Annotated in this window: 23 protein-coding genes; 11 read left to right on the top strand and 12 right to left on the bottom strand. The window is 49.5% G+C overall.

The features are described from left to right. Positions 1-203: 203 nt before the first annotated feature. The 6 genes from allE to B9Y93_RS12415 all read right to left on the bottom strand — a co-directional run bounded on the left by allE (position 204) and on the right by B9Y93_RS12415 (position 8,649). On the bottom strand, positions 204-971 hold the full coding sequence (allE, locus tag B9Y93_RS12435) for a (S)-ureidoglycine aminohydrolase (protein WP_085494741.1): 768 nt from the start codon (positions 969-971) through the stop codon (positions 204-206). Positions 972-1,104: 133 nt separating this feature from the next. Then, the gene (locus tag B9Y93_RS12430; protein WP_085494740.1) at positions 1,105-2,349 is read right to left on the bottom strand and encodes an MFS transporter; all 1,245 of its coding nucleotides are present in this window, start codon (positions 2,347-2,349) and stop codon (positions 1,105-1,107) included. 59 nt (positions 2,350-2,408) lie between these two features. Further along, positions 2,409-3,641: an allantoate deiminase gene (gene allC, locus B9Y93_RS12425; protein ID WP_085495128.1), complete on the bottom strand. Its 1,233-nt coding sequence runs from the start codon at positions 3,639-3,641 to the stop codon at positions 2,409-2,411. Between the two features lie 545 nt (positions 3,642-4,186). After that, positions 4,187-4,393, bottom strand: coding sequence for a helix-turn-helix domain-containing protein (locus B9Y93_RS24885; protein ID WP_244903391.1), 207 nt, complete (start codon positions 4,391-4,393; stop codon positions 4,187-4,189). Further along, on the bottom strand, positions 4,324-5,865 hold the full coding sequence (locus B9Y93_RS12420) for a PucR family transcriptional regulator (RefSeq protein WP_244903390.1): 1,542 nt from the start codon (positions 5,863-5,865) through the stop codon (positions 4,324-4,326). Before B9Y93_RS12420 ends, B9Y93_RS24885 begins: the two co-directional genes overlap by 70 nt. A gap of 459 nt (positions 5,866-6,324) precedes the next feature. After that, positions 6,325-8,649, bottom strand: coding sequence for a helicase C-terminal domain-containing protein (locus B9Y93_RS12415; protein ID WP_085495127.1), 2,325 nt, complete (start codon positions 8,647-8,649; stop codon positions 6,325-6,327). Between the two features lie 116 nt (positions 8,650-8,765). Between B9Y93_RS12415 and B9Y93_RS12410 the strand changes: the two genes are divergently transcribed. Together B9Y93_RS12410 and B9Y93_RS12405 are read left to right on the top strand one after the other, a co-directional pair. Beyond that, positions 8,766-9,143, top strand: a complete 378-nt coding sequence (locus B9Y93_RS12410) for a VOC family protein (protein WP_085494739.1) — start codon at positions 8,766-8,768, stop codon at positions 9,141-9,143. Between the two features lie 176 nt (positions 9,144-9,319). Then, positions 9,320-9,817, top strand: a complete 498-nt coding sequence (locus B9Y93_RS12405) for a ferritin-like domain-containing protein (protein WP_085494738.1) — start codon at positions 9,320-9,322, stop codon at positions 9,815-9,817. A gap of 155 nt (positions 9,818-9,972) precedes the next feature. Here the strand turns inward: B9Y93_RS12405 and B9Y93_RS12400 are convergent, their stop codons facing one another. The 4 genes from B9Y93_RS12400 to B9Y93_RS12385 are packed head-to-tail and all read right to left on the bottom strand — an operon-like array spanning position 9,973 to position 13,140. Then, a complete protein-coding gene (locus B9Y93_RS12400) occupies positions 9,973-10,776 on the bottom strand; it encodes an ABC transporter permease subunit (RefSeq protein WP_085494737.1) in 804 nt (267 codons plus the stop codon). Positions 10,777-10,790: 14 nt separating this feature from the next. Further along, positions 10,791-11,588 carry an ABC transporter permease subunit gene (locus B9Y93_RS12395; protein ID WP_085494736.1) on the bottom strand — a complete coding sequence of 266 codons (798 nt, stop codon included), beginning with the start codon at positions 11,586-11,588 and terminating at the stop codon, positions 10,791-10,793. Between the two features lie 6 nt (positions 11,589-11,594). After that, positions 11,595-12,479 (bottom strand): ABC transporter ATP-binding protein, encoded by an 885-nt coding sequence (locus B9Y93_RS12390; protein WP_085494735.1) that lies wholly within the window; start codon positions 12,477-12,479, stop codon positions 11,595-11,597. 34 nt (positions 12,480-12,513) lie between these two features. After that, positions 12,514-13,140 carry a TetR/AcrR family transcriptional regulator gene (locus B9Y93_RS12385; RefSeq protein WP_085494734.1) on the bottom strand — a complete coding sequence of 209 codons (627 nt, stop codon included), beginning with the start codon at positions 13,138-13,140 and terminating at the stop codon, positions 12,514-12,516. Positions 13,141-13,418: 278 nt separating this feature from the next. Here B9Y93_RS12385 and B9Y93_RS12380 point away from each other — a divergent pair, with 278 nt between their 5' ends. The 3 genes from B9Y93_RS12380 to B9Y93_RS12370 are packed head-to-tail and all read left to right on the top strand — an operon-like array spanning position 13,419 to position 15,255. Beyond that, positions 13,419-13,793, top strand: coding sequence for a GntR family transcriptional regulator (locus tag B9Y93_RS12380; protein WP_085494733.1), 375 nt, complete (start codon positions 13,419-13,421; stop codon positions 13,791-13,793). Between the two features lie 2 nt (positions 13,794-13,795). Beyond that, on the top strand, positions 13,796-14,644 hold the full coding sequence (locus B9Y93_RS12375; protein ID WP_085494732.1) for an ABC transporter ATP-binding protein: 849 nt from the start codon (positions 13,796-13,798) through the stop codon (positions 14,642-14,644). Further along, positions 14,641-15,255, top strand: a complete 615-nt coding sequence (locus B9Y93_RS12370) for an ABC-2 transporter permease (protein ID WP_085494731.1) — start codon at positions 14,641-14,643, stop codon at positions 15,253-15,255. The genes B9Y93_RS12375 and B9Y93_RS12370 overlap by 4 nt, the downstream gene beginning before the upstream one ends. Positions 15,256-15,409: 154 nt before the next feature. Here B9Y93_RS12370 and B9Y93_RS12365 read toward each other — a convergent pair whose 3' ends face one another. After that, positions 15,410-17,008: a bifunctional metallophosphatase/5'-nucleotidase gene (locus B9Y93_RS12365; protein WP_085495125.1), complete on the bottom strand. Its 1,599-nt coding sequence runs from the start codon at positions 17,006-17,008 to the stop codon at positions 15,410-15,412. A gap of 188 nt (positions 17,009-17,196) precedes the next feature. Between B9Y93_RS12365 and B9Y93_RS12360 the strand changes: the two genes are divergently transcribed. From B9Y93_RS12360 to phnE (B9Y93_RS12340), 5 genes are all read left to right on the top strand, one after another. Beyond that, entirely contained in the window at positions 17,197-17,499 is a 303-nt protein-coding gene (locus B9Y93_RS12360; protein WP_085494730.1) for a hypothetical protein, read from the top strand. A gap of 139 nt (positions 17,500-17,638) precedes the next feature. Continuing rightward, on the top strand, positions 17,639-18,625 hold the full coding sequence (locus tag B9Y93_RS12355) for a phosphate/phosphite/phosphonate ABC transporter substrate-binding protein (protein WP_085494729.1): 987 nt from the start codon (positions 17,639-17,641) through the stop codon (positions 18,623-18,625). 142 nt (positions 18,626-18,767) lie between these two features. After that, a complete protein-coding gene (gene phnC, locus B9Y93_RS12350; RefSeq protein ID WP_085495123.1) occupies positions 18,768-19,541 on the top strand; it encodes a phosphonate ABC transporter ATP-binding protein in 774 nt (257 codons plus the stop codon). Next, entirely contained in the window at positions 19,538-20,359 is an 822-nt protein-coding gene (phnE, locus tag B9Y93_RS12345; protein ID WP_085494728.1) for a phosphonate ABC transporter, permease protein PhnE, read from the top strand. Before phnC ends, phnE (B9Y93_RS12345) begins: the two co-directional genes overlap by 4 nt. Beyond that, positions 20,356-21,168 (top strand): phosphonate ABC transporter, permease protein PhnE, encoded by an 813-nt coding sequence (gene phnE / locus B9Y93_RS12340; RefSeq protein WP_085494727.1) that lies wholly within the window; start codon positions 20,356-20,358, stop codon positions 21,166-21,168. Before phnE (B9Y93_RS12345) ends, phnE (B9Y93_RS12340) begins: the two co-directional genes overlap by 4 nt. 209 nt (positions 21,169-21,377) lie before the next feature. Here phnE (B9Y93_RS12340) and B9Y93_RS12335 read toward each other — a convergent pair whose 3' ends face one another. Then, entirely contained in the window at positions 21,378-21,809 is a 432-nt protein-coding gene (locus B9Y93_RS12335; RefSeq protein ID WP_244903388.1) for a peptidoglycan-binding domain-containing protein, read from the bottom strand. Positions 21,810-22,028: 219 nt separating this feature from the next. On the opposite strand from B9Y93_RS12335, the gene B9Y93_RS12330 reads away from it, so the two are divergent. Next, positions 22,029-22,886 (top strand): carbon-nitrogen hydrolase family protein, encoded by an 858-nt coding sequence (locus tag B9Y93_RS12330; protein ID WP_085494726.1) that lies wholly within the window; start codon positions 22,029-22,031, stop codon positions 22,884-22,886. The last annotated feature ends 18 nt before the right edge of the window (positions 22,887-22,904 follow it).

The following is a 22,904-nucleotide window of genomic DNA, read 5'->3' as shown; positions in this document are numbered from 1 at the left end:
TCAGTTCCCTCTCTGCATGTATTCCGTCTGCTGCTTGGCTCGCGCCATTCATAACGATTTACGATGGCGCAGGAATCTTAGCCTGTTGCCTTCGACTACGCCGTTGGCCTCGCCTTAAGCTGCGACCTCACGGAGCAGACACACCACCCGGCGTTTGCTTATGCAGGCAGCAGACGGTTGAGCGATTATCATCGTAAGCCGAATTACAAGGCGGCATCCCGGTTGCAATCTTTGGAATACAAGTAAGCGAACGGCTCTCTGCCTACCGCATAGGTTGCTTGCGGAACATAAGGCCCCATATAGAGGTAGTCGCCCTTTTTGATCGGAATCCATTCATTGTCCAGATTGTAGACGCCTTCGCCTGAGAGCATAATGGCGCCGTGCTCCTGATAGTGCGTCTCTACAAAGGGATGACAGCCTCCCGGCTCAAACGATAGAATATGGAAGTTCATATCGAATGCGTGATCGATGGGCAGCAGGTCTTGAATCTTCACGTTCGTCATGTTGTCGTAATCCACTGCCACGATGTCATGCACATTGCCGGATACGACCCATGGCTTACGGCTGCTGTCATTGAGCGGCGCATACTTTTGCTTATACAAGAACAATTTCGTATCCTTCGACTGCGCATTCTCCAGATAAAGCTTTACGCCTGGCGGGCAATACAGGTAGCCGCCTGCTTCAAGCAAGAAGGTCTCCTGATCAGCCGAAGCGCTTACCTGTCCTTCCATGCAGTACACGAAGGTTTCTACGCCTTCTTCACCGAAGCCCTGAGCATTTTTGCCGCCCTCGTGCATCGTTACCAGGTAATCAACGAATTTGGCGCCAAGCCGTGGAGAAGCCAGTATCGTCAGATCACATTGTTCGAATCCTGGCACGACATTCTTGACGAGACCTTCCGGCGGAATTAAGGCAAAATTGCCTCTTTTAATAATGGAGCGGCTTGCTAGCAAATCTTGTGGATATCCCATAATTGATACTCTCCTTTTTGTTGAATCCGTTTTCATATACGGCTATTTATGTCTGTCTTCCATTCCTATTCAAGTGTCTTTAAAGGGAAACGGTTCTGCTAGAATGAGATTCGCTTTGATTACAAGTTACGGCCTAAGCCTTCTGCGGCGTCTTCTTGATATTAGCCAGCAGCATCACCGCAGCTCCTACGAGAATGATGATCGTGGCCAGATAGAAGCCTAGCACCTTACTGCCTGTCGCATCCGAGATCAGACCGGTAACAAATGGCGCTACGACCGACGACATCATGCCGAAGAAGTTGAAGAAGCCAAACGTTGTTCCAACCCCCTGCTTAGGCGCAATATCCGCTACATAAGAGATTAGAATCGGCTCTACCGCAAGCTTCCCGAGGAAGCCGTAAAGAATCAAGCACACGATCAGCATCGTCGTGGTGCCTACCGATACCGTCAGGTACAGCATCACAGCAGCCAGAAGCTCCAGTATAATAATGAACGTAATCTTCTTGTTCATGAACTTATCGGACAAGCGGCTGAATAAGAGGGCACCGGGCACCGCGCTAAAGGCAACGAGCGCAGCAGCAAAACCAATGGCTGTCCCATGGAACCCGCGCTCCTCCTGCAAGTAGGAAGGCAGCCAGGTGACAATCATGTAGTACCCGTAGCACGTTGCAAAATAAAGCACATAGGAAGCGACCATCTTCGGATTGGCGAGCAGACGCTTCAGCGTCGCTCTCTCCTCCGCATCCGCTGCATCATCCTGTGCTGCTCCCGAAGCTTTAGCCGGCACCGCCGTCTTCTTGATGTTCTTCGCGAAGACCAGCATTAAGCTGAATGCGAGACCAGCCGTAATAAAGAGCAGCACGCGCCAGTTCCAGCCGGCCTCTTTCACAAGAAAGCTGGAGCCGATTAATCCGATCGCCATACCTAAAGCGGAACCGCTATTGATGATGGCTGTGGATATCCCCCGCTTTTCCTTTGGTATCGTTTCAGAAGAGATCGAGTACGCCGGGCCATAATACGTTCCTTGGCCAAGTCCTGTAATGAAGCTCGCGACTAAGATGAACATGAGCGAGGTGGAGAAGCCGACGAGGACGGCTCCTAACGTAAATAAGATAAAACCCGGTATAATAATCGACTTGCGCCCAAACCTATCGGCAAGCAGCCCTGACGGGATCTGCATCATCGTGTAAGCAAAGAAAAAGACACTGAAGATAAGGCCCATGCTTGCATCTGATGTGACATTGAGATCACGTTGAATCTCTGGAAGAATCGGATTCAGGATGGTCCGATAGATCCAAATCACTGTCCATCCAAGACAAAGCATCACGATGACCTTTTTCCAATACTCCCACTTTTCCTGTTGGCTTGTGTCCTTCACTATTTCACTCTCCTCTGCGCAATTGGTTGTTTGCTCGCTATTGTGTCAGATTGAATGCCTCATGCTTCATAAGCCAGCTCATACAGCGCATAAGTTAGAGCACGGATACCGTCTGCAAGATGCTCCGGACTTGTATACTCTTCGGGATTATGACTGATCCCCTTGCGGCTTGGAACGAACAGCATGGCGGTTGGCACGAATTTGGCCATGATCTGTGAGTCGTGTCCTGCGCCGCTGTGCATCAGCTTAAACGGAATATGGTGCTTCTCGCATTGCTTCTCCAGAACTTGTATAATCTCGGCATTCATCGGAACAGGATCTTCGTCCATCCACATGTCAATCGTGATCTCGACACCTAGCGATTCCGCCGTACGCTTCATCAGCTCAGTGACCTCGTCCGTGAAGCGAATCAGCTCTTTCTTGTCGGTATGGCGAATATCCAAGGTAAACAGGGCATTCCCCGGTACGACATTGACCACATTCGGCTTCACATCGATCTTTCCGACCGTAGATACAAGCGGATCGCCATAGGCTTGCGCCAAATCTAGAATTTGCTGAATCATGCGTCCAGCGGCATGCACCGCATCCTTGCGATAGCCCATCGGCGTTGTTCCCGCATGGTTGGCCTCGCCATGAATCTCGATCGTAAAGCGGCGTTGTCCAACGATGCTGTGAACGACACCCACGGACAGCTGCTCATGCTCCAGCACGCTACCCTGCTCAATGTGAAGCTCGACAAAAGCTTTAATATCGCTGCGAAGCGTACTCGATTCGTCACGGAAGCCAAATCCCGCCTGCTTCATGGCATCCACGAAAGGCACGCCGTTGAAATCCTGAATCTCCTGCACGTCTTCCTTCTTCGCCATGCCGGCCAAATTTTTGCTGCCCCAAAAGGTGTAAGGGAAACGGCTGCCCTCCTCCTCGGCAAATGACACAACCTCCAAGGTGCGAAGCGGCTCCCCATGCTCTTGTCTGAGCGCCTTCATAGCCATGATCGCTGCTATAATTCCATACTGTCCGTCATACTTGCCGCCATTGCGCACGGTATCCACATGGGAGCCGCTCACGATCGTTTCATCTGGATATTGGCTGCCTTCGAGCCTTCCGTACAAGTTGCCGATCTCATCGTAATACGTCGTAAACCCTTCCTCTTGCATGTATTGCTCTAATGCGCGTTGTGCATCTACCCATTCTTCGGTATACAGCAAACGTGAAACGCCCCCCTTAGGGTCGTTCCCGAACTGGCTTAACCATTCAATCAATCGAATCGTATCGGTTTGGATCGCATCCATCATCGTATCTGTCCTTTCTGCAAGATGTGTGCAAGCTTGAAGTCCATTCAACAGCCTTCCTAAGCCTCAGCGAAGCAACGAAAGATACGCTCTTTGCCTCTTCTCGAGGCTGATTTTTGTTTACAACTCGATTGTAAGCGCTTTATAAAAATTAAACATCGAGGCATCTCGATAAAAAACAGCCTCAACTTTTATCCATATCGGATAACATAAATATGTCTTGCGAAGTCGATTGACAAGTGAGCGTCCTGATTTGGTGTGAGTGATTCTTGTGAGTAAGCTCCTGTAATCTCTACAATTGGAGCGGCTGCACGCTGCATGCATTCGCAGACATTCAAAAATGCAGACAAAAAAATCCGCCCACAAGAATGTCATCATTCTCATGAGCGGAGTAAATAATGGACTATCACGTTATTCGACTAAAGAGCTGACGCGGACGATTGATTGATGGCGGCGCCTTGCTATCTTCAAGGAGCACCTACACCTACACCTATACCTGCACCTACACCTGCACCTGAACTAAAGCGGGCTCCAAGCCGTAGTATTCATGCCTTGGCCCCCGCTTCGATAAGCTCATCGCCAAGCAGCGTCACAATCTTCAGCCCCACTTGGATCGACAGCACTTCATCTGGATCATCAAGGTCAAGACCTGTAATCTCCTTGATCCGATCCATCCGATACGTCACCGTCTTATAATGGCAGAACAATTCCTCAGCGGTCTTGGCCGCATTGTGATGCTGCTGCAAAAACACTCGCAGTGTCTGAATGAGATCATCCCGATTGGGCTGCTTGTAATCGAGCAGCTTCTGTAAGGAAGGCGGGAAAAATTCGTAAGCGACTCCGGATCTTCAATCTGACAAAGCAGCCGATAAATGCCTAGATCAGAAAAAGCCGCTACTGCGGATTGGCCCTTAATCGTCGCGCCAAGCTGCAAGGCATCCTGTGCCTCCTTATAGCTTCTTGGCAGCTCGGATATCGCATATGCCGCATTGCCGATGCCAACCTGAATATCGAGATGCTGAACACGCTTGTAGAAGGCTTGCTGGATGCTCTTGGCTGCCTCCTTAATGCCTTGAATGCAGACGCCCTTATCCTCCTCTGCAGGATCTACTCCCCACAGCACAACGAGCTGATCGCTCCTGATCCGAATCGGCCCTTCTGGAATGCGCTGCTGGATCATGTCAGAGAGAGTACGCTGATAAGGGTGATGCAAGCCGTATAGATCCACCTCTTCCGCTTCGCTGCCCCCTGAATGCTGAAGGCGAAACAGCACCACGACATAGGTCTTGTTTAAGTCCCAGCCAATCAAATTAGCACGCTGGTAGACGCTTTGCAAGGAATCAATCTTCGCATGAAGCAGATCATCGATAAGATCATCCTTATACTTCATCTCCACCTCAGCCACCGCATACTGCTTGACCAGATCCAATGACATGGAGGTCGCCGCATTCTCTATCGCGATAAAGTCCAGTGCCTCCACCAGCTTGTACACCTCGTGAATCACGAGTTGAATCCTGATCTGATTGACCGTCTCAATCGGAATGACATACTGATTGCACGTCTTGCCTCCCCAGTCCGGATAGCTCGCACGCTGTCTATGGCATGGGAATTCCGTATCAATCGCCAAAGCGTCGGTTTCCTTTTGCAGCACCTCAAACGAACTGAATTGGGAATCGGTCGTCGACATCGGGAAGAAATTCCGATCATACAAGGTCACCGGATTGCCAATCAGATTGGCAAGTGTATGCACAATCTGCTCCGATCCTTTGTTGGAGAGCGTTAAGGCAATAAACCGATCATGCGCTTCTTTGAAATACTTAAGCTTGGTGACCTGATGGTTAAATAGCGATTCCATGATCGGATACATGATCTCTCGATAGGGAATCTGCCGTGGAATTTGGATAACAGGCAGATGATACTCATCCGATGCTGCAATAATGCCTTTTGGGATATCTTGAACGAATCTTCCGGTCTTAATTACTAAAGCGCTTACATTTTTGTCAACCAATTGAATCATAAAGTTATGCTGCTCTTGGTCGTTATAGGATTGCAAGGGATATAGACTGCTCAGCAGCAGTTCCCCGCCGCTAATCCATTCTGCGATATCAGGCGCTTCAATAATAGTGACTCCCCGAATGGGATTGTCGAGTCCCTGCTTGCCGCTTACCACAAAGGCCTGCTGCAGCGTATCCATTTGAAACAGATCCTTTACTCTGAATTCCATCACTCCAGCTCCTATCACAGTAGAAGTAGATTCTACATATCAGATCTATAATCAATCTACATATGCACGGTGTTTCTATAAGCGTAACGTAATTCCATAGAGAATGCATCTGCTAAGAACGGCAGCTCCTTGAAGATTCGGTGACTAGAAACCCCGTCCTCCTCATATCTTGTTGCCGAGTCAGACAAGCCAGGACTAATCGCAATTCTATGGTAAAAGGGAGCGGCGAGCGCAGCTCTCAGCATGCTGGATAGGGGCCAGCCTTCATCCCATGGAGGAACTGCGATGGTGGGAGCATGGCGATACAGCAGCAACCTACCAGATTACCCTGCTGCTGTATCCGTATCACCGCTTGGCGCTCATTAGACTGGGTACATGACTCGACATGGAACACTGATGACTTGTCCGAGCCATTGAAGCTTCCGGATGTCCCTTCTGCTCCCCAGACTATCCATCAACCTAATGCATCGAATCATTGATGCTGCTCACTCGATAATGTGCCCACTCCTCCGGCAGCAGCCGTTGATATTGTGGACTGAGATAACGGTCGTCTACGAGCACGAGAATGCCTTCATCCTCTTCCGAGCGAATGAGCCGGCCCCCAGCCTGAAGAACCTTGTTCATCCCCGGGTAAATATAGGCATAGTCAAAGCCATTGCGCCCTGCCTGGTTAAAGTAATCACGAATAATATTGCGTTCAAAGCTTAGCTGCGGCAGCCCCACGCCAACGACAACGACACCCGTCAGCCGGTCTCCAACAAGATCGATCCCTTCCGAGAAGATTCCGCCAAGCACGGCGAACCCAATCATCGTACGCTCGTTGTCAGCGTCGAATCTCGCTAGGAATTGCTCGCGCGCCTCTTCATCCATCCTATTTTCTTGGATCAAGATATCATACTGGCTTGTCCGCTCCTCTGTCATAAAGGCTTCCTCTATCATTCGCAAATACGCATAAGAAGGGAAGAAGAACAAGTAATTGCCTTGGCGATTCTCGACAAGCTGCGTGAGGAGTTGGAGCAATGTACCCAGCGTGCGCTCCCGATCATGGTATCGAGTTGACAGCGGCTGCACGATTACATCAAGCTGCTCCTGATAGAACGGCGTCGGAACGGATAAAGAATAATCCTCCTCGTTCGCTCCCAGCATATCTCGGTAATAAGACAAGGGAGATAGCGTCGCGGAAAAATAGATATGGCTGCGGAAGCCTTTGCCCATCTGTCTTAGGAGATCCGAAGGATCCAGACAGAACAGCTTCAGTGTAACCTCATTTCTGCTCTGCTCCACATAAGTCACATGCTGCTCGCCATACAGCTTGCCCGTACGAATAAAGCTTTGGATCTGGTAATACACATCCAGCAGCCGCTCATCCCCATCATGACCTGTCGAAGCCGACATAAGATAATGCTCTGCCTGTATCGAGAAGGCTTCTGCAAGTGCCAATAATGCCTCAGGCGATTCCTGCTGAACCCACTCCTTCTCCTCCGTGGTCTTTCTAAGATCAATAAAATATTGATTGATCGCCTTAGCCGCTTGGGAGACACCATCATCTACGCCTTTGTAAGCCCTCTGAATCTCTAGCGCCTCAGACTTAACAAGCGTGCTTGAATACATCTCACGCGCACGATCAACCAGGTTGTGCGCCTCATCGACAAGCAGCGCAGTCTTGCTGCGCACTTCTCCCATCAAGCGCTTTAAGGAAATGCGCGGATCGAAGATATAGTTATAATCGCATATGACCGCATCCGCTGCATACGAAGCGTCCAGTCCGAACTCGAACGGACATAAGGTATGTTTTCTGGCATAGGCTTCGATAACGGGACGAGTGATCCTCGTCTCATGCGTAAGCATGTCCAGCAGCCCTTCGTGTAAACGATCGTAATAGCCATTCGCATAAGGGCAATCTTCCTTGCGGCAGCTCATCTTGTCTTGAAAGCATACTTTCTCTTTAGCCGTTAAAGTGACGCTGTGCAGCTTCAGTCCCCGTGCTTCCATTCGATGAAACGCTTCCTCAGCAGTAGTGCGGGTAATGGTCTTCGCGGTTAAATAATAGATTCGCTTCAGCATCCCCTGCCCCATGGCTTTCACTGCAGGGAACAAAGTCGATATCGTCTTGCCGATGCCTGTCGGGGCTTTGGCGAAGAGGCGAACACCTTCGTCAATCGTTCGATACACCGCGCCTGCCAGCTTGCGCTGACCTGGACGGTATCGCTCAAATGGGAACGCCAACGCCTGAATGCTCTCATCCCGCTCCTCGCGATGACGCACCAGCATCTCTGCGAAGGGAGCGTACTGCTCGATCACCTTGTGGACAAATGCCTCCAGCTCACCTTGAGTCAGCTCCTCCTGAAACACCTGGATCTCTTCTGATCCCGTGTGAATGTAAGTAAGCTGCACACGGATGCGCTCAAGCCCCCGCTCCTTGGCCAGAATATAGGCGTAGCATCTTGCCTGTGCCCAATACACCGGATACGATTCCTTCGTTAACAGCGCGAGGTCCAAAGAGGTGGACTTTATCTCATCGATGGTGAGTCCTTCCTCCTTCACCAGCACGCCATCGCACCGGCCATCTATTTTATAGACTAGACTTCCATACGGAATCTCGCAGCTCACATAGACTTCCTTCTCATCCTGCTCACCATACTGCTGCTGCAGCTTCTGATGCGCTCTCGTGCCTTCTATCAAAGGACTTGCGGTACTGAATTCCGAATCAATGCTGCCGCTGAGAAAGACATGCTGCACCAAGGCTTTGACCGCAATCTGCACGACAGAGGTTGGCTCGTTCATCACTTGAAGGTTTCTCCTTTACTAGGGAACGTTTGTTCTTTATAGTATAACATATCTTCTTCGTTCCATAATGAATAGAGAAGATGTTCATTTGAGTAAAGCGGGAGGCATTCACAATGAACCAGTTGTATCCTTATGTCATTGTCGAAGATGTACAAGGAGCCCTGAATTTTTACACCGAGGTCTTCGGAGGCACAACCAAAATTCTAAATGCGCAAGAAGGGCGCGTGCTCCACGCTGAGCTGTTTTTGGCCAATGGAGGCACGCTTCATTTCTCCGCCACATTCGGGCACCACATAACCGTAGGAGATTCTACTCGCGTTATGGTGCAATTTACGCAGGAGGAAGAGATTCGCTCTATCTATGAAGCGCTGGCGAAGGAAGGCAAGACGGTTGTGGAGCTGCAGGATACGTTCTTTGGCGCCCTGCATGGCCAGATTCAAGATAAGTACAACATCCATTGGGTGCTGAACTTTTTCAAAAAGCAAGGCTGACCAGTAACGGTTATGAACCATTTTCACGCGGCTGCCGCTCAGGCAGATTCACGCCCTATCGCTGCCTTATTGGCGAAAGGGCGTTTTTATCATGTCGTTATTTTCGCTAGGCATTCACCTGCCTCAAGCTCCATCATAGATTGTCATGATGACAGCATATGGAAAGGAGTACGTTTATGTATATTCCGTATCCCCCGCCTTATCCTTATTCACCCTGCCTGCCTATGATGATTCCCCCTATTCCGTACCGCAACGAATCGACCTCCTGCTTGCAGACTGCTCTTCAGATGGTTCACGAGGCTGTGCAAGGAGAACGTGAGGATGAAATGTTTTACCAATATTTGATTAGCATAGCTCCTACACAAGAACAAAAAGACATCATCGCTTCGATTCGAGACGATGAGCGCAAGCATAATCGAATGTTTCGGGACATTTATCGGGACTTCACAGGTCAAGAGGTTCAAGTCTCCAATCAGGAAACCTTCAACAAGCCTTCCAGCTACATTCAAGGCATCCAGCAGGCATTATTTGGGGAATTAAAAGCCGTAGAGCGTTACCGGGTCATTCGGCAATGCTTGCCCGAGGGAAAGTACCGCGATATGTTATTTGAGATTATTACCGACGAATTGAAGCATGCCTCCAAATATAACTTTCTTTTTGCCTTGAACAAATAAAAAAAGACCGCGGCTGACCTGCTGCATGACTCATACGAGCCAGCTTCGCTGTAAGCCGCGGCCTCTTGTGGACGATCGAACATTTCCCTCCATAGATAGCTGTCCTATGGATTGAATAGATGCCCTGCTTCATCCGAACGAGAAGCGGTTCGCCCCTATACCTTCAAATCCCGTTTGTTATACCCAACATAAGTCCCTACTAGCGCCAGCACCATAAGTGCAAGCGACAGCAGCATGTATCCCATGCTTAAGCTTCCTGCCTCAAGCACGGTCTTGGCATCAAAGTATTTGAACGGCGTGAGGAATTTGAGAGCATCCAGATTGCCACTGATATCAATTACAACAGATATGAAAAAGGTCAGCAGCAATAGGCCTGATGTCAATCCTGCAGCACGCTTAGGAAGCTTCAAGAGCGAGGCTACTGCACTCCCCAGCAGCATGAAGAGAAGCTGAAGTATGAAGAGTCCTCCCATCAAGAGCATAATGTCTTGATTCACGTTCTCGCCATTGCTGTAGCTCTGCACGGCCATCAGCGAGCCTATTGACGTCACTCCATTCAGAATGACCACGCCGACCAATGCAGCAGCGAGCTTCGAGGTCAGCATCATACTGCGTGTGATCGGCTTAACAAGCAGGAACTCCGCAGTCTTATCCCGTTCTTCCTTCGCAATGATCGTGGCCCCAAGCATGCCAGCATGGATCGTGGCCATCATCGCAATATACAGGAACAGTACGCCGTAATATCCACTTACCGTAGATAAATCAAGCGAGCCGACCCCAAATATAGCCTGCAAGGACTTCGGCATATCCGCCATCAGCTCATTCAGCGTTTGCGATTCACCAGGAACAGATAAGGTGGCATACTTGCTCATTCCCGCAATCAACAGGAAGACCATGCCGACGCACCAGATGATGAGTGATTTCCGCTGGGCCTTCATCTCTCTCCAAAATATATTCATCTCCGGTTCCCTCCCTACACCGCATGCACATCGCGCTTCATATAAATGATATAGCTGAGAGCTGTCGCGAGAATAACCCAAGCGATCGTGATGAATAGATACAGGCTCTCATAAGACGAGTGTTCGACAATGTATGACGTATCAAAATACTTGAACGGCGTTAACAGACGGAGCTTATCATCGCCTGTTGTTGCCCCAAGCGCCCCAATCAGGAAAAAGGCAAACACCACGCCAAGCGATACGGGAAGCACCGTTCGCATCTTCGGCCAGATAACCGAGACAAGCAGCCCTGTCGCAAAGAAGATCAGCTGCACGAAGAAGAGCGGGAGTGTCGCAAGAATTAGCAGCTTCAAGCTGAATGCTGACTCCGATACAAGCGCAGTGATGAGACAAGCTGCAGCCATATAGATGATATTGGTAACAGCCAGCGATGTCAGGGCTGCCAGTAACTTGGATGACACAATCGCCTGCCGGGTGACCGGCTTCGTCAGTAGAAAATCAGCGGTCTTATCCCGAACCTCCTTGGACAGGATAGTGGTGCCGAGCAGCATCGCTTGAATAGCCCCGCCAAGTAGAATGTAAACAAAAATATAACCATAGAAGCCAAGCACTGAAGTGATGGTCTCCATATGAATCCCCATCGCGGCCAATACCGCATCCGGCATATTAGAGAGCAAGGCAACAAAGGCCCCAGCATCTTTTGAAAAGGTGGGAAACATGGACATCATCAGAATGCTGATGCCAACCAAGGCGCTGATCCAGCCGAACAAGGACTTCCGGTAAGCGCTCAGCTCATGCTTATACATATTCATGCTGATCTACGCCTCCTTTTCATAGTAATGCATGAAGATCTCCTCTAGATCCGGCTCCTCAATCCATAGATTCGCAATCTCGATGGAGGCAATAACCCTTAGAATAGCGTTGAGGTTTCCTTTGTACATGAAGCTGACTTCCTTATCCCGAATAACGAGTTCCGTTACGCCTTCAATAGCAAAGGACGATTCCTCTACGGCTGTAGAAGCTTCAAGCTTGAATCGCTTATAATTGTTCGCCTTCAGCGTGCTCATCTTCTCCAAGCTGACTAGTTCGCCCTCTTTGATGATCGCAACACGATGGCAGAGGCGCTGAACTTCGCTCAAGATATGAGAGGAGAACAGAATCGTTGAGCCCTTCTTGTTCTCTTCAAGCAGAAGCTCAAAGAAGCGCTGCTGCATTAGAGGATCTAGCCCGCTCGTAGGCTCATCCAGGATGATTAGCCTAGGCTCATGAAGGAGGCCTTGAACGATGCCTACCTTTTTCTTATTGCCAAGCGACAGGTCATCAATCTTCTTGTTTACATCGAGCTCCAGCAGCGCTGCCAGCTCGTTCATTCGCTTCGTACAGTCTTTCTTATAGAAGCTTGCGGAATAGTGAAGCAGATCCTTCACCTTCATATTGTCATAGTAGAACACCTCTGAAGGCAGATATCCGATCTCCTTCTTGATCTCCTGCCCATGCAGCAGAATATCCTTGCCAAAGATCTTGGCGCTGCCGCTTGTTGGATAGATCAATCCAAGCAAGGTGCGGATTGTGGTAGATTTCCCGGCTCCATTAGGGCCGATAAAACCAAAGATCTCCCCCTCCTCCACGCGAAAGCTTAGATTTTTGATGCCTCTTGCGCTGCCATACGTCTTCGTTAATTGCTGAAGCTCGATAATGCTCATGTCCCTGCCTCCTCATGATTTGCTTTCCGCCTGCTCAGGAGCGGTAAAAGGCCTGCTTTAGAAGCTCCAGATACTGGTCAATCTCCACCATCATCGCATCAAGATCAAGCTCTTCCAAGGAGAGCTTCTTCATGTGCTCCAACTGTGTGTAGCTGAAGCCCTCCATCGTCCACCTCAAAACATGTATGACCCGCTGTACATCTACGCCTTCTTTGAACAAGGAGTAGTCCACATTGCGATACATGCGCTCGTACCATTTACTGATGAGCTGTTCATTGCGTCGTTGAAGCTCTGGCGTGGCCTCATTCGTATCAGCGGTATTCGCGACCTTAAGAAAGTTGAACATATCCGGATATACACGGCACAGCCTGAACTTGACCTCCACAATTCTTCGATACATCATGAAGAGATCTCTCTCCGCCCAATCCATGCTGGCTTCCATCTCAGCCAACATTTTTTGCATGGCATAATCATATAGAAATAAATACAATCCCTGTTTGTTCTTAAAATAGTGAAAAAGCAGCCCCTTCGAGATCCCAGCCTGCTTCACCATCTCATTGGTCGAAGCTTGTGCATAACCGTGATCCGAGAATTCCTTCATGGCGGCATTAATGATGCGCGCCTGCTTCTCCTCATCCAGATTGAAGAACTTTTCTGTCATGTTAATAAACCCCCAGCAAGCTGTTGACCAAAGTGGTCAACTACAGTATATTCCCATTGACCATGTCGGTCAATAATAAACTGCTGCGCCTTTTCCTCAAGCAATCCGCGTCTGCAATCTCCCGTTATTCCATCCTTCAGCCCTCATTGGACATCCATCCGGTGAGGGCTTTATTTATGATGGCATGCCAATTTTGGTCATTTTGTGAAGGGTGTTTTCAAAATAGCATATATTGTGTATATTATATATATACATTATTTTGTTAGGGTGAATTTCACGTGAACATCATCATTAGCAATGCCAACGGGCAGCCAATCTATCAGCAGATCACCGCCCAGATTAAGAATATGATTATGACAGGTGAGCTGAACGAAGGCGATCCCTTGCCCTCCATGCGTTTGTTGGCCAAGGAGCTTCGTATTAGTGTGATCACAACCAAGCGAGCTTATGAAGAGCTGGAGCGAGATGGATTTATCGAATCCATCGTCGGGAAAGGCAGCTTTGTTGCTCATAAGAACCTGACATTCATTCGAGAAGAGAACCTGAAGCAGATCGAATGGCATATGCAGGAGATTGTCGATAAAGCCGCAATGAGCGACGTGCCTTTGGAGGAATTGATTGAGCTGCTGACTTTGATCTACAAAGGAGAATAGCAATGGAACATGCAATCTCAATGACAGGCGTAGAGAAGCACTATCAGGACTTTAAGCTGGACAATCTTAGCTTCACGCTGCCGGCAGGAACCATTATGGGCTTAATTGGAGAGAACGGCGCAGGCAAGAGCACGACGATCAAGCTCATCTTGGACCTCATCTCTCGTGACAAAGGAGAGGTTCAGGTGCTGGGGCAGCCTAATCGAGCCCTGCCCAAGCCTCTTCGCGAGCATATTGGAGTCGTGCTGGAGGAATGTACATTTCCAGACACCTTGACCGCCCATCATATTAACAAGATTCTTAAAAACATCTTTCAGACGTGGAATGAAGATCAATTCCATGCTTATATCCAACGATTTCAAGTGCCTGCGCAGAAAAAGGTGAAGGAGCTCTCCCGCGGGATGAAGATGAAGCTGTCCATTGCAGCCGCCCTCTCTCATGATTCCAAGCTGCTCATCCTAGATGAAGCAACAAGCGGTCTTGATCCAATCGTTCGAGATGAGATGCTTGATGTATTCCTAGACTTTATGAAGGATGAGACGCACTCCATTCTCATGTCCTCTCATATATTGAGTGATCTTGAGAAGGTATCCGACTATATTGCATTCATGCACCGAGGAAAACTGCTGTTTTGCGAGGAGAAGGATGCGCTTTTGGATCGATATGGCGTCCTGAAATGCGCGAAGGAGGATCTTGATCGCTTGAATCCATCCATCATCAAGGGCGTAAGACAGCATCAATTCGGTGCTGAGGCGCTCGTGGACCGAGATGCGCTGAAGGGAACTTGGACGGTGGAACGTGCGACGATCGAGGATATTATGATCTTTTTTGCAAAGGAGAATGGACGATGAAAGGGCTGCTGTTCAAGGATCTGTATACCATCAAGATGCAATCGACATTCCTGCTGCTTATAGTCTTCCTGGGTGCTTTTCTTACGTATTCCAATGGGAATGCCGGCTTCTTAATCGTGATTCTAGGCATTACCATCCCTGTCAATGCTATTGCCTTTGATGAAAGGGCGAATTGGGACAAGTATGCGCTCACGATGCCTATTTCGAGGAAGGATCTAACGATAAGCAAATATGTACTGGCACTTGTCGTTCTCGTACTTGGAACATTGTTAAGCTCAGGCTTCATGTTTTTCATTCATAAAGGAGACCCTGCGGCCAATCTCGCCATGATTGGAGGCAGCTTTCTCTTCGGCATGCTGCTGATCTCGCTTCTGCTGCCGCTGTGCTTCAAGCTCGGGACCGAAAAGGCGCGGCTGTTCCTAATCATTATTGTGTTCGGCGTCGTTGGCATCGGTACTTTCATATTGAGCAATGACCGCTTGGCTTCCTTTAGCCCTGCTGAAGCCTCTCTTTACACGGTTGTGGGTGTGATAGCAGCTGCTATTATACTCATCTTCATTGCATCGATGCTGCTTTCCCTACGCATCATGGAGAAGAAGGAAATCGTGTGAGGACTATTTCTCAGGAAATAGACGAATGACGACAATAACAGACAGACCTTTACACGCATTCAACCAGCTTGCTGTTGAAGGTGCAAAGGTCTGTTTTGGCTTGCATGTATTAGAATACCGAAGCTGCGCCATGCATGAACAGCCATTGTGCTAGCTATCGCTGCTCATTGCTAGATCCGATAGCTTCAGAGGCAATCACGCGCCAATTATGATTGCACGATGCTTCAACAGTCCCTTTTTCCCGAATATATCCTGCAATGAGCTCCGACATATCAACCGTCACTTCCCGAACCACAGGCTTGCTGCGATACATCTCATATTCTCCGCCGCCCCCGGCACGATAGTTGTTCATCACAACCTCATAGGTCTGCCCCCCTTCAATAGGAGTTCCCTGCCGAGTAAGCTTCACCACACGCTGTCCGATTGGCATCGATACATCAAGCTCGTATTCAATGCCTTCCCACATATCATAGTTGTAATGCTGTGTCTTCGGTTCAAGGAACGACCGGCTTACAGCAATCGAGCCATCTGCCTGCAATGTAAAGTAGGAGGCGCTCTGCTCTAACGCCTTGCGAATATCGTCGCCTGATACGCGCAGCACCGTAAGGGTGTTAGGGTAGATGAAGTTCGTCAGGATGTCGCGCATCGTAATCGTATGCTCAAAGCCATGTGTATCTTCACTGAGCAGTGCCGTATTGGACACGTCTGCACCTGCTGCCTCCATCTGCACCTTGTTCACGAACTCGATAAAGGGGTGATCCGCAAGCCGCAGCGCATGGGGACTATCGATCTTCATGTCTCCATCCACGCTGCCAAGCTTCTCATCCAGCCACACTTGTGTCTGTTCCTCATATGGCCGAATAGCCTCAAGCACTTCTTGGTCCTTGGCATACGAGCCTTGGCAAGGAATCAATTCCGCACGCTTGGATCTTAGACGAAAACGTCCCTCAACACGCTCGAATACGGCTTCAAGCTTGCCGAGCGCCTGACCGTTGCAGCCCGGCTGAATAACGCTCACCCCATTAATCTCTCCTGTCAGCATCCGGTGCTGATGCCCTGTTATCAGCATGTCGATGCCTTCGACCTCCATGCACATTGCATAGCCTTGATTCTCGCCTGTGTACCGCTCTGTCCATTCTCCGCTTACCACGTCCCGCTCGAATCCGCCATGATAGGCAACGATCATAAGATCCGGCTCTTCCTTGGCACGAATACGCGGTACCCAGGTCTTTACCGTGTTAAGCGCATCTTGAAAGTCCAGGCCTGCTATATGATCGGGATGCTCCCAATTCGGAATATAGTGAGTAGTCACACCAAGAATGGCAACCTTTACTTCTCCGCACCGTTTAATAATATAAGGCATTCCAAATGCTGGTGTGTCCGTTCCTTCATCCACTATGCCTGCCGACAGCCACGGAAAGGAACCTTCCGTCATCACCTCCTGCAAGTAAGATAATCCATAATTAAATTCATGATTGCCAACGACAGCAGCATCATAGTCTAGTGAAGACAAGGCTGCGATCGCAGGATGAGGTTTGCTCGATTTGAAGTTGGCCGCGTAGTACGTTAAAGGGGTTCCTTGAATAAGGTCGCCATTATCGATGAGGATCAGATCTGCTTCTTGTGCCCGCTCCGCCTTAATCCTGGTTGCGAGCCTTGCCAAGCCCGTATCCACGTCCTCTTGCGTACGATAGCTGGCTGCGCTGATATACCCGTGAATGTCGCTGGTTACGAGAATGGTACAGCGCTTCATCGCTTGTTCTGTCAATGCACTCACCTCTTCTATATATGTAGAAGGAACCATGACCGAGCGTCCTTCGTCTGCTACATCTATAGTGTACGTCTGATTTGTTAACGCACATCCTTCATTATGTAAAAAAACCTAAGCTGCTCGCAGTGAAACAGCACAACAACCTATTCATGATTGGAGGCGACCTACATTTGTTTACAACACGCTTAAAAAAGATATCCTATTTCCTTATATTCGTCGGCATGCTGCTTCTGCTGCTTGGCCTGTGGTATACGATTCCCCGTTCGGTTGAATCTACTACCCCTGATCATGTCTACTGGACATGGACAGCGATGCGAATCGCCTTTCCCTTGAGCGGCATCACCTTAATCATCATCGGCAGCTTGAACCTTCGCATGTTTCATCTCCTGCAGGAGGAAACCCTCCAGCTTCGCAAGGAGCTGGCAGCCCTTCGCCAACAAATAGAGGATAAGGATGGAACACGACACGTTTAGAAGGCTCTTCAGCAGCCCTTGACCCCCTCACAAAAACAGCTTCTCCTTCCTAATCTTTACAAATTATTCGCATCCGCTTTACGGCCCGATAATCCTGTCCCTTTATAGTAGAGCAAGAAGCAGTCAATTTATTCCTACTATGGAGGGTATTCTTTTGAAAAACGTAGCTAAAATGATCATTCCTCTATTGCTGTCCCTCGTGTTTATTAGCGCTTGCGGCACCAATAGCTCGTCTGGTACGACAGACCAAGCATCCAACCAGCCTGATCAAGCCAACAGCTCTGCTCCGAAGCAAGAAGGGTATGTGCCTGAGACGTTAACCGTTCAATTCGTTCCTTCTCAAAATGCGGATACACTGGAAGCCAAAGCCAAGCCGCTTGAAAAGCTTCTTGGCGATCGCTTGGGCATCCCGGTCAAGGTCAGCATTTCTACGGATTACAACACGATCATTGAAGCCATGGCCTCCAAGAAAGTAGATGTCGGCTTCCTGCCTCCAACCGCCTATGTGCTAGCTAAAGAAAAAGGCGCAGCTGACGTTATCCTTCAAGCTCAGCGCTATGGTGTTCAAGATGATACAGGCGCTCCAACCGAAGAGCTCGTTGATTTTTACAAATCGATGATTATTGTCAAAAAAGACTCCCCTATCCAGAGCATCAAGGATCTGAAAGGGGCTAAGATCGCCTATCAAAACGTTACTTCATCGGCTGGCTTTGTCTGGCCTGCAGGCAAGCTGATGGAAGAAGGACTGGACCCGCTGAAGGATGTTCAGCCGATTACCGTAAAAGGGCATGACCAAGCGGTGCTTGCAGTGCTGAATGGCGATGTGGATGCGGCAGCGATCTTCCAGGATGCACGCAATGTGGTGAAAAAGGACTATCCGACTGTATTTGAAGATACTCGCGTATTGACCTTTACCGAGAAGATCCCTAACGATACGATCTCTGTTCGCTCGGACATGAACAAAGAATGGATCGAGAAGCTGCAGAACGCATTTATCGATATTGGCCAAGATGAAGAAGGCCGCGGCATCATCCGTGATATCTACTCCCACGAAGGCTATGCGAAGTCTCAGGACAGCGTGTTTGACATCGTGCGTGAATATGGTGAGAAAGTGAAGACGGAATAGCATTCGGCAATAACCAAAGCATTGCGATTTCGTGCATATCCCCCCTCATTTCGCATATAACCCGCAGCGGAACCAGTTGGAGTGCAGATGTGCTTCAGCTGGTTCTGCTTATGTCAACCTAATCGATAAAGGACTGATCATCTTGATAGAGCTTCGTCATGTATCCAAATCATACCCTAACGGCGTTAAGGGGCTTCATAACATTAACTTGACCATCCACCCCGGTGAATTTATCGCCGTCGTAGGGCTGTCGGGTGCCGGCAAATCGACGCTGCTTCGTTCCATTAATCGTCTGCATGAGATCACAGATGGGGAGATCCTCATTGATGGCGCGTCCATCACCAAGGCGTCTGGCAAAGAGCTGCGGACGATTCGCCGCGGCATTGGCATGATCTTCCAAAGCTTCAATCTCGTCAAGCGGACGACGGTCCTTCGCAATGTACTAGCTGGCCGCGTCGGCTATCATTCCACGATGCGCACCCTGTTTGGCCTCTTCCCCGATCACGATAAGGAGCTCGCCTTCCGTGCGCTAGAGCGGGTCAACATCGTGGAGAAGGCTTATACACGCTCGGACGAGCTGTCAGGAGGACAGCAGCAGCGTGTGGCGATTGCACGCGTCCTCGCCCAAGAGGCCAAGATTATTCTCGCGGATGAGCCGGTAGCTTCCCTTGATCCGCTAACAACCAAGCAGGTTATGGATGATCTCAAGCGCATCAACCAAGACCTTGGCATCACCACGCTCGTGAACCTGCACTTCATTGATCTGGCCAGGCAGTATGCCACCCGCATTATTGGGCTGCGTGCCGGCGAGATTGTTTTTGACGGGCCGGTGGAGGAAGCGACTGATGACGTGTTCAACCATATTTATGGACGCCCGATTCAGCAAGAAGAGCTGCTGGGGGATCTAGTCGGATGAGCGCACACGATATGAAGTCTGCTGTTCCATCCAAAGCCTCTTCGTTGCCAAGGCCGAAGCCGCCGCGCAAGCTAAAAGCAATCTTAACGGGGCTTATTGTGCTACTGCTGCTTGCCGGAAGCGCGATCAAGACGGAATCCTCCTTCAGCGAGCTGTTCACGGGGCTCCCCAACATGCTCGATCTCATCAAGGAGATGTTCCCGCCAAGGTGGTCATACTTTGACGACATCACAGGCGCTATGCTTGAGACCATCCGCATGGCGATCGTTGGCACTACACTTGGCGCCATATTCGCCATTCCGATTGCCTTGCTCTGTGCAAGCAATCTGAACACGATCAAGTGGCTCAGCTATCCTGTGCGCTTTGTCCTGAACCTGATTCGGACCATTCCTGATCTCCTGCTTGCAGCTCTATTCGTAGCCATCTTCGGCTTAGGGCCGCTGCCTGGCATCTTCGCGCTGACAATCTTCTCGCTTGGACTGATCGGGAAGCTGACCTATGAGGCGCTGGAGACGATTGATCGGGGACCGCTTGAGGCCATGACCGCGGTAGGCTCTACCCCTATGCAGCGCATCATCTACAGTGTAGTACCTCAGATTCAGGCTCACTTCATGTCTTACGTGCTGTATACGTTTGAGATTAACGTTAGAGCCGCGGCCGTCTTGGGGCTGGTTGGGGCAGGCGGGATCGGACACTATTACGAGGTTACGCTCGGATTCCTTGAATACGATAAGACGTGCACCATCATCTTGTTTACATTAGCAATCGTCTTGTTCATTGATTGGATGAGTACGAGGCTTAGGGAGAAATTGCTATGAGCCATCCACACGCTTCTTGGGAGCATCGAGTCAAAAAGCCCCCTGTCAAAAAATCACGCTGGATCATTGCTGGACTGCTTGCTGTCGTGTATATTTGGGCGTTCTCTGGCGTTCCGTTAAATGGATTTAAAGAAACCGCCTTGCAAGTAACCAAAGCCATTGCTTCCGGCATCTTCTCGCCTGATTGGGATTATGTGTATTTGCCTGACGGAGAGGATCTGCTCCGGGGTCTGCTGGATACGCTTGCAATCTCAATCTTAAGCACCTTCATCTCAGCGGTGCTGTGTGTTCCCTTTGCCTTCTGGGCCGCTTCGAATATGAGTGAATGGGGGATCACCTCGAAGACGGGCAAGATCATTCTAAGCGTGATTCGCACCTTCCCAGAGATCGTCATGGCGATCTTGTTTATCAAGGCGGTTGGGCCGGGTTCTTTTGCCGGCGTGCTTGCGCTTGGATTGCATTCCATCGGCATGCTGGGCAAGCTGTTTGCAGAAGAGATTGAACAGATTGACTGCGGTCCAACGGAAGCGCTGATCGCAACAGGCGCGAACCGCATCCAGATCCTTTGGTACGCGGTCATTCCGCAGGTTCTCCCCGGCTTCTTGTCATATACCCTTTATCGCTTTGAGATCAATGTGCGCTCTGCAACCATCCTCGGTGTCATTGGGGCAGGCGGGATCGGTACGCCGCTGATCTTTGCGCTCAGCACAAGAAACTGGGATCGGGTGGGCATTATTTTGCTAGGCATCATCATCATGATTACCTTGATCGACCTCTTGTCAGGGGCTATTCGCAAGAAACTGGTGTAACCGCGCCAAAAAAACGCTTCGTCCTTTCGAAGAGGAGGAAGCGTTTTTGGGTTTTTACTGTATGGTCTTGTTTTGTATATTTTGAATGTTTTTTCTATTACCCGTCCATTTGTTATTGTTCCAGCGCTGCCTTCTTCAGACGGCCTTGCCCCTTTGCATGTCTATCTGATCTGAATTCGGCTCACCCTGGCATTTTTTACAACTTCAAGTTAGTAGCTTCTATCCCTTAATGCCTGTTCCTCTTCGTTGCCAGATATCGACTTGCCGCCGCCATTCCAGCGTCTATGAGCCGGGAATTTGTGTTTGACGTATGCATAGTGAATGGATTTGAATGTGCGGTTGTCTACCACGCCTGTCGCGGGCAAGCCATGTGTCTTCTGAAAGTGCATGACGCCCGAGGCCGTTAGCTGGTCATAGTGGCCATTAATTTCTCCCGAGTAGCTGCCAAGTGATTTGAGCATGCCTTGGATCACAAAGACGTCCGCGCCTTGGGAGCCTTTGCCGAAGGCTGTGCCCGGATGAGGCAGGCCAATAAACAGTATGATACTGGCAAGGGCAAGCACTAAGGTTCTCATCAGCTGCCGATGATGTCTCTCGTCTTTTATGAACAGACGCCGGATGTGGTGCCAGTCCATGATCATAGCCATAATCCCCCTTCGTTGGTATGCTGTGAAGCTCTTTTTCTTACTATTCCCCAATTGTTCAACTCCTACCATCTGTTATCTTCACAATAAAAAAGCATCCATAAGGCCTCCATTCGAGATATTTAGCTGCTGTCCATCTTATTTTTAAATTGTTGGTTGTACAGCAAATCATTTCATAGCATAATGAGGAAAAAATAACCTGCATAGGAGGTCCTTATGAAGCTTCGAGTATCTGCCGTACAGTACGACCTTCATACCATTCATAGCTTTGATGATTTTGCAAAGCAGTGTGAGCACTATGTAAAGACTGCCCAGGAATATGACGCTGAATTTATTTTGTTTCCTGAATTTATGACGACACAGCTGATGTCTATTGGGAATGAACAAGGACATGCCTTAACGATACAAGATCTCCCTGACTTCACAGAGCAGTATCTGGAGCTATTTGCGACGCTCGCGAAGAACAGCAGCATGCACATCATTGGCGGTACTCACGTCATTCGCAAAGGTGAGCATCTCTACAATGTTGCTCACTTGTTCTATCCGGATGGCCGTGTAGCCACTCAAGCCAAGCTTCACATTACGCCAACCGAAGTGACGGAGTGGAACATGAACAAGGGCGATGGCCTGCAGGTGTTCGAGACCGATAAGGGCGTTATAGCCATGCTTACTTGTTATGACATCGAATTCCCTGAGATTGTGCGCATGGCGAAGGCTCGCGGTGCGGATGTCATCTTCTGTCCTTCCTGTACCGATGACCGCCACGGCTTCCACCGCGTGCGCTACACGAGCCATGCAAGAGCCATTGAGAACCAAGTCTATATTGTGCTGACGGGCACTGTGGGATCGCTGCCTACCGTGGACTTCATGAGAGCGAACTTCGGTCAAGCGGCGATTATTACGCCAAATGATATTCCTTTCCCGCCGCGCGGCCTGCTGGCTGAAGGCGAGATCAATCAGGATATGATCGTAACAGCTGACCTTGATCTTTCCCTGCTGGAAGAGGTACGGGAGCGTGGTTCTGTTACGACATGGCGGGATCGCAGAACGGATTTGTATACCGACTGGACATAGGACGCAGCGCTGCCTTTC

This window comes from Paenibacillus aquistagni (assembly GCF_900177815.1).
Lineage (GTDB): Bacteria > Bacillota > Bacilli > Paenibacillales > Paenibacillaceae > Paenibacillus_B > Paenibacillus_B aquistagni.
Note: the sequence above shows the minus strand (reverse complement) of the source record. Positions and strands in the feature narration are given on the sequence as shown.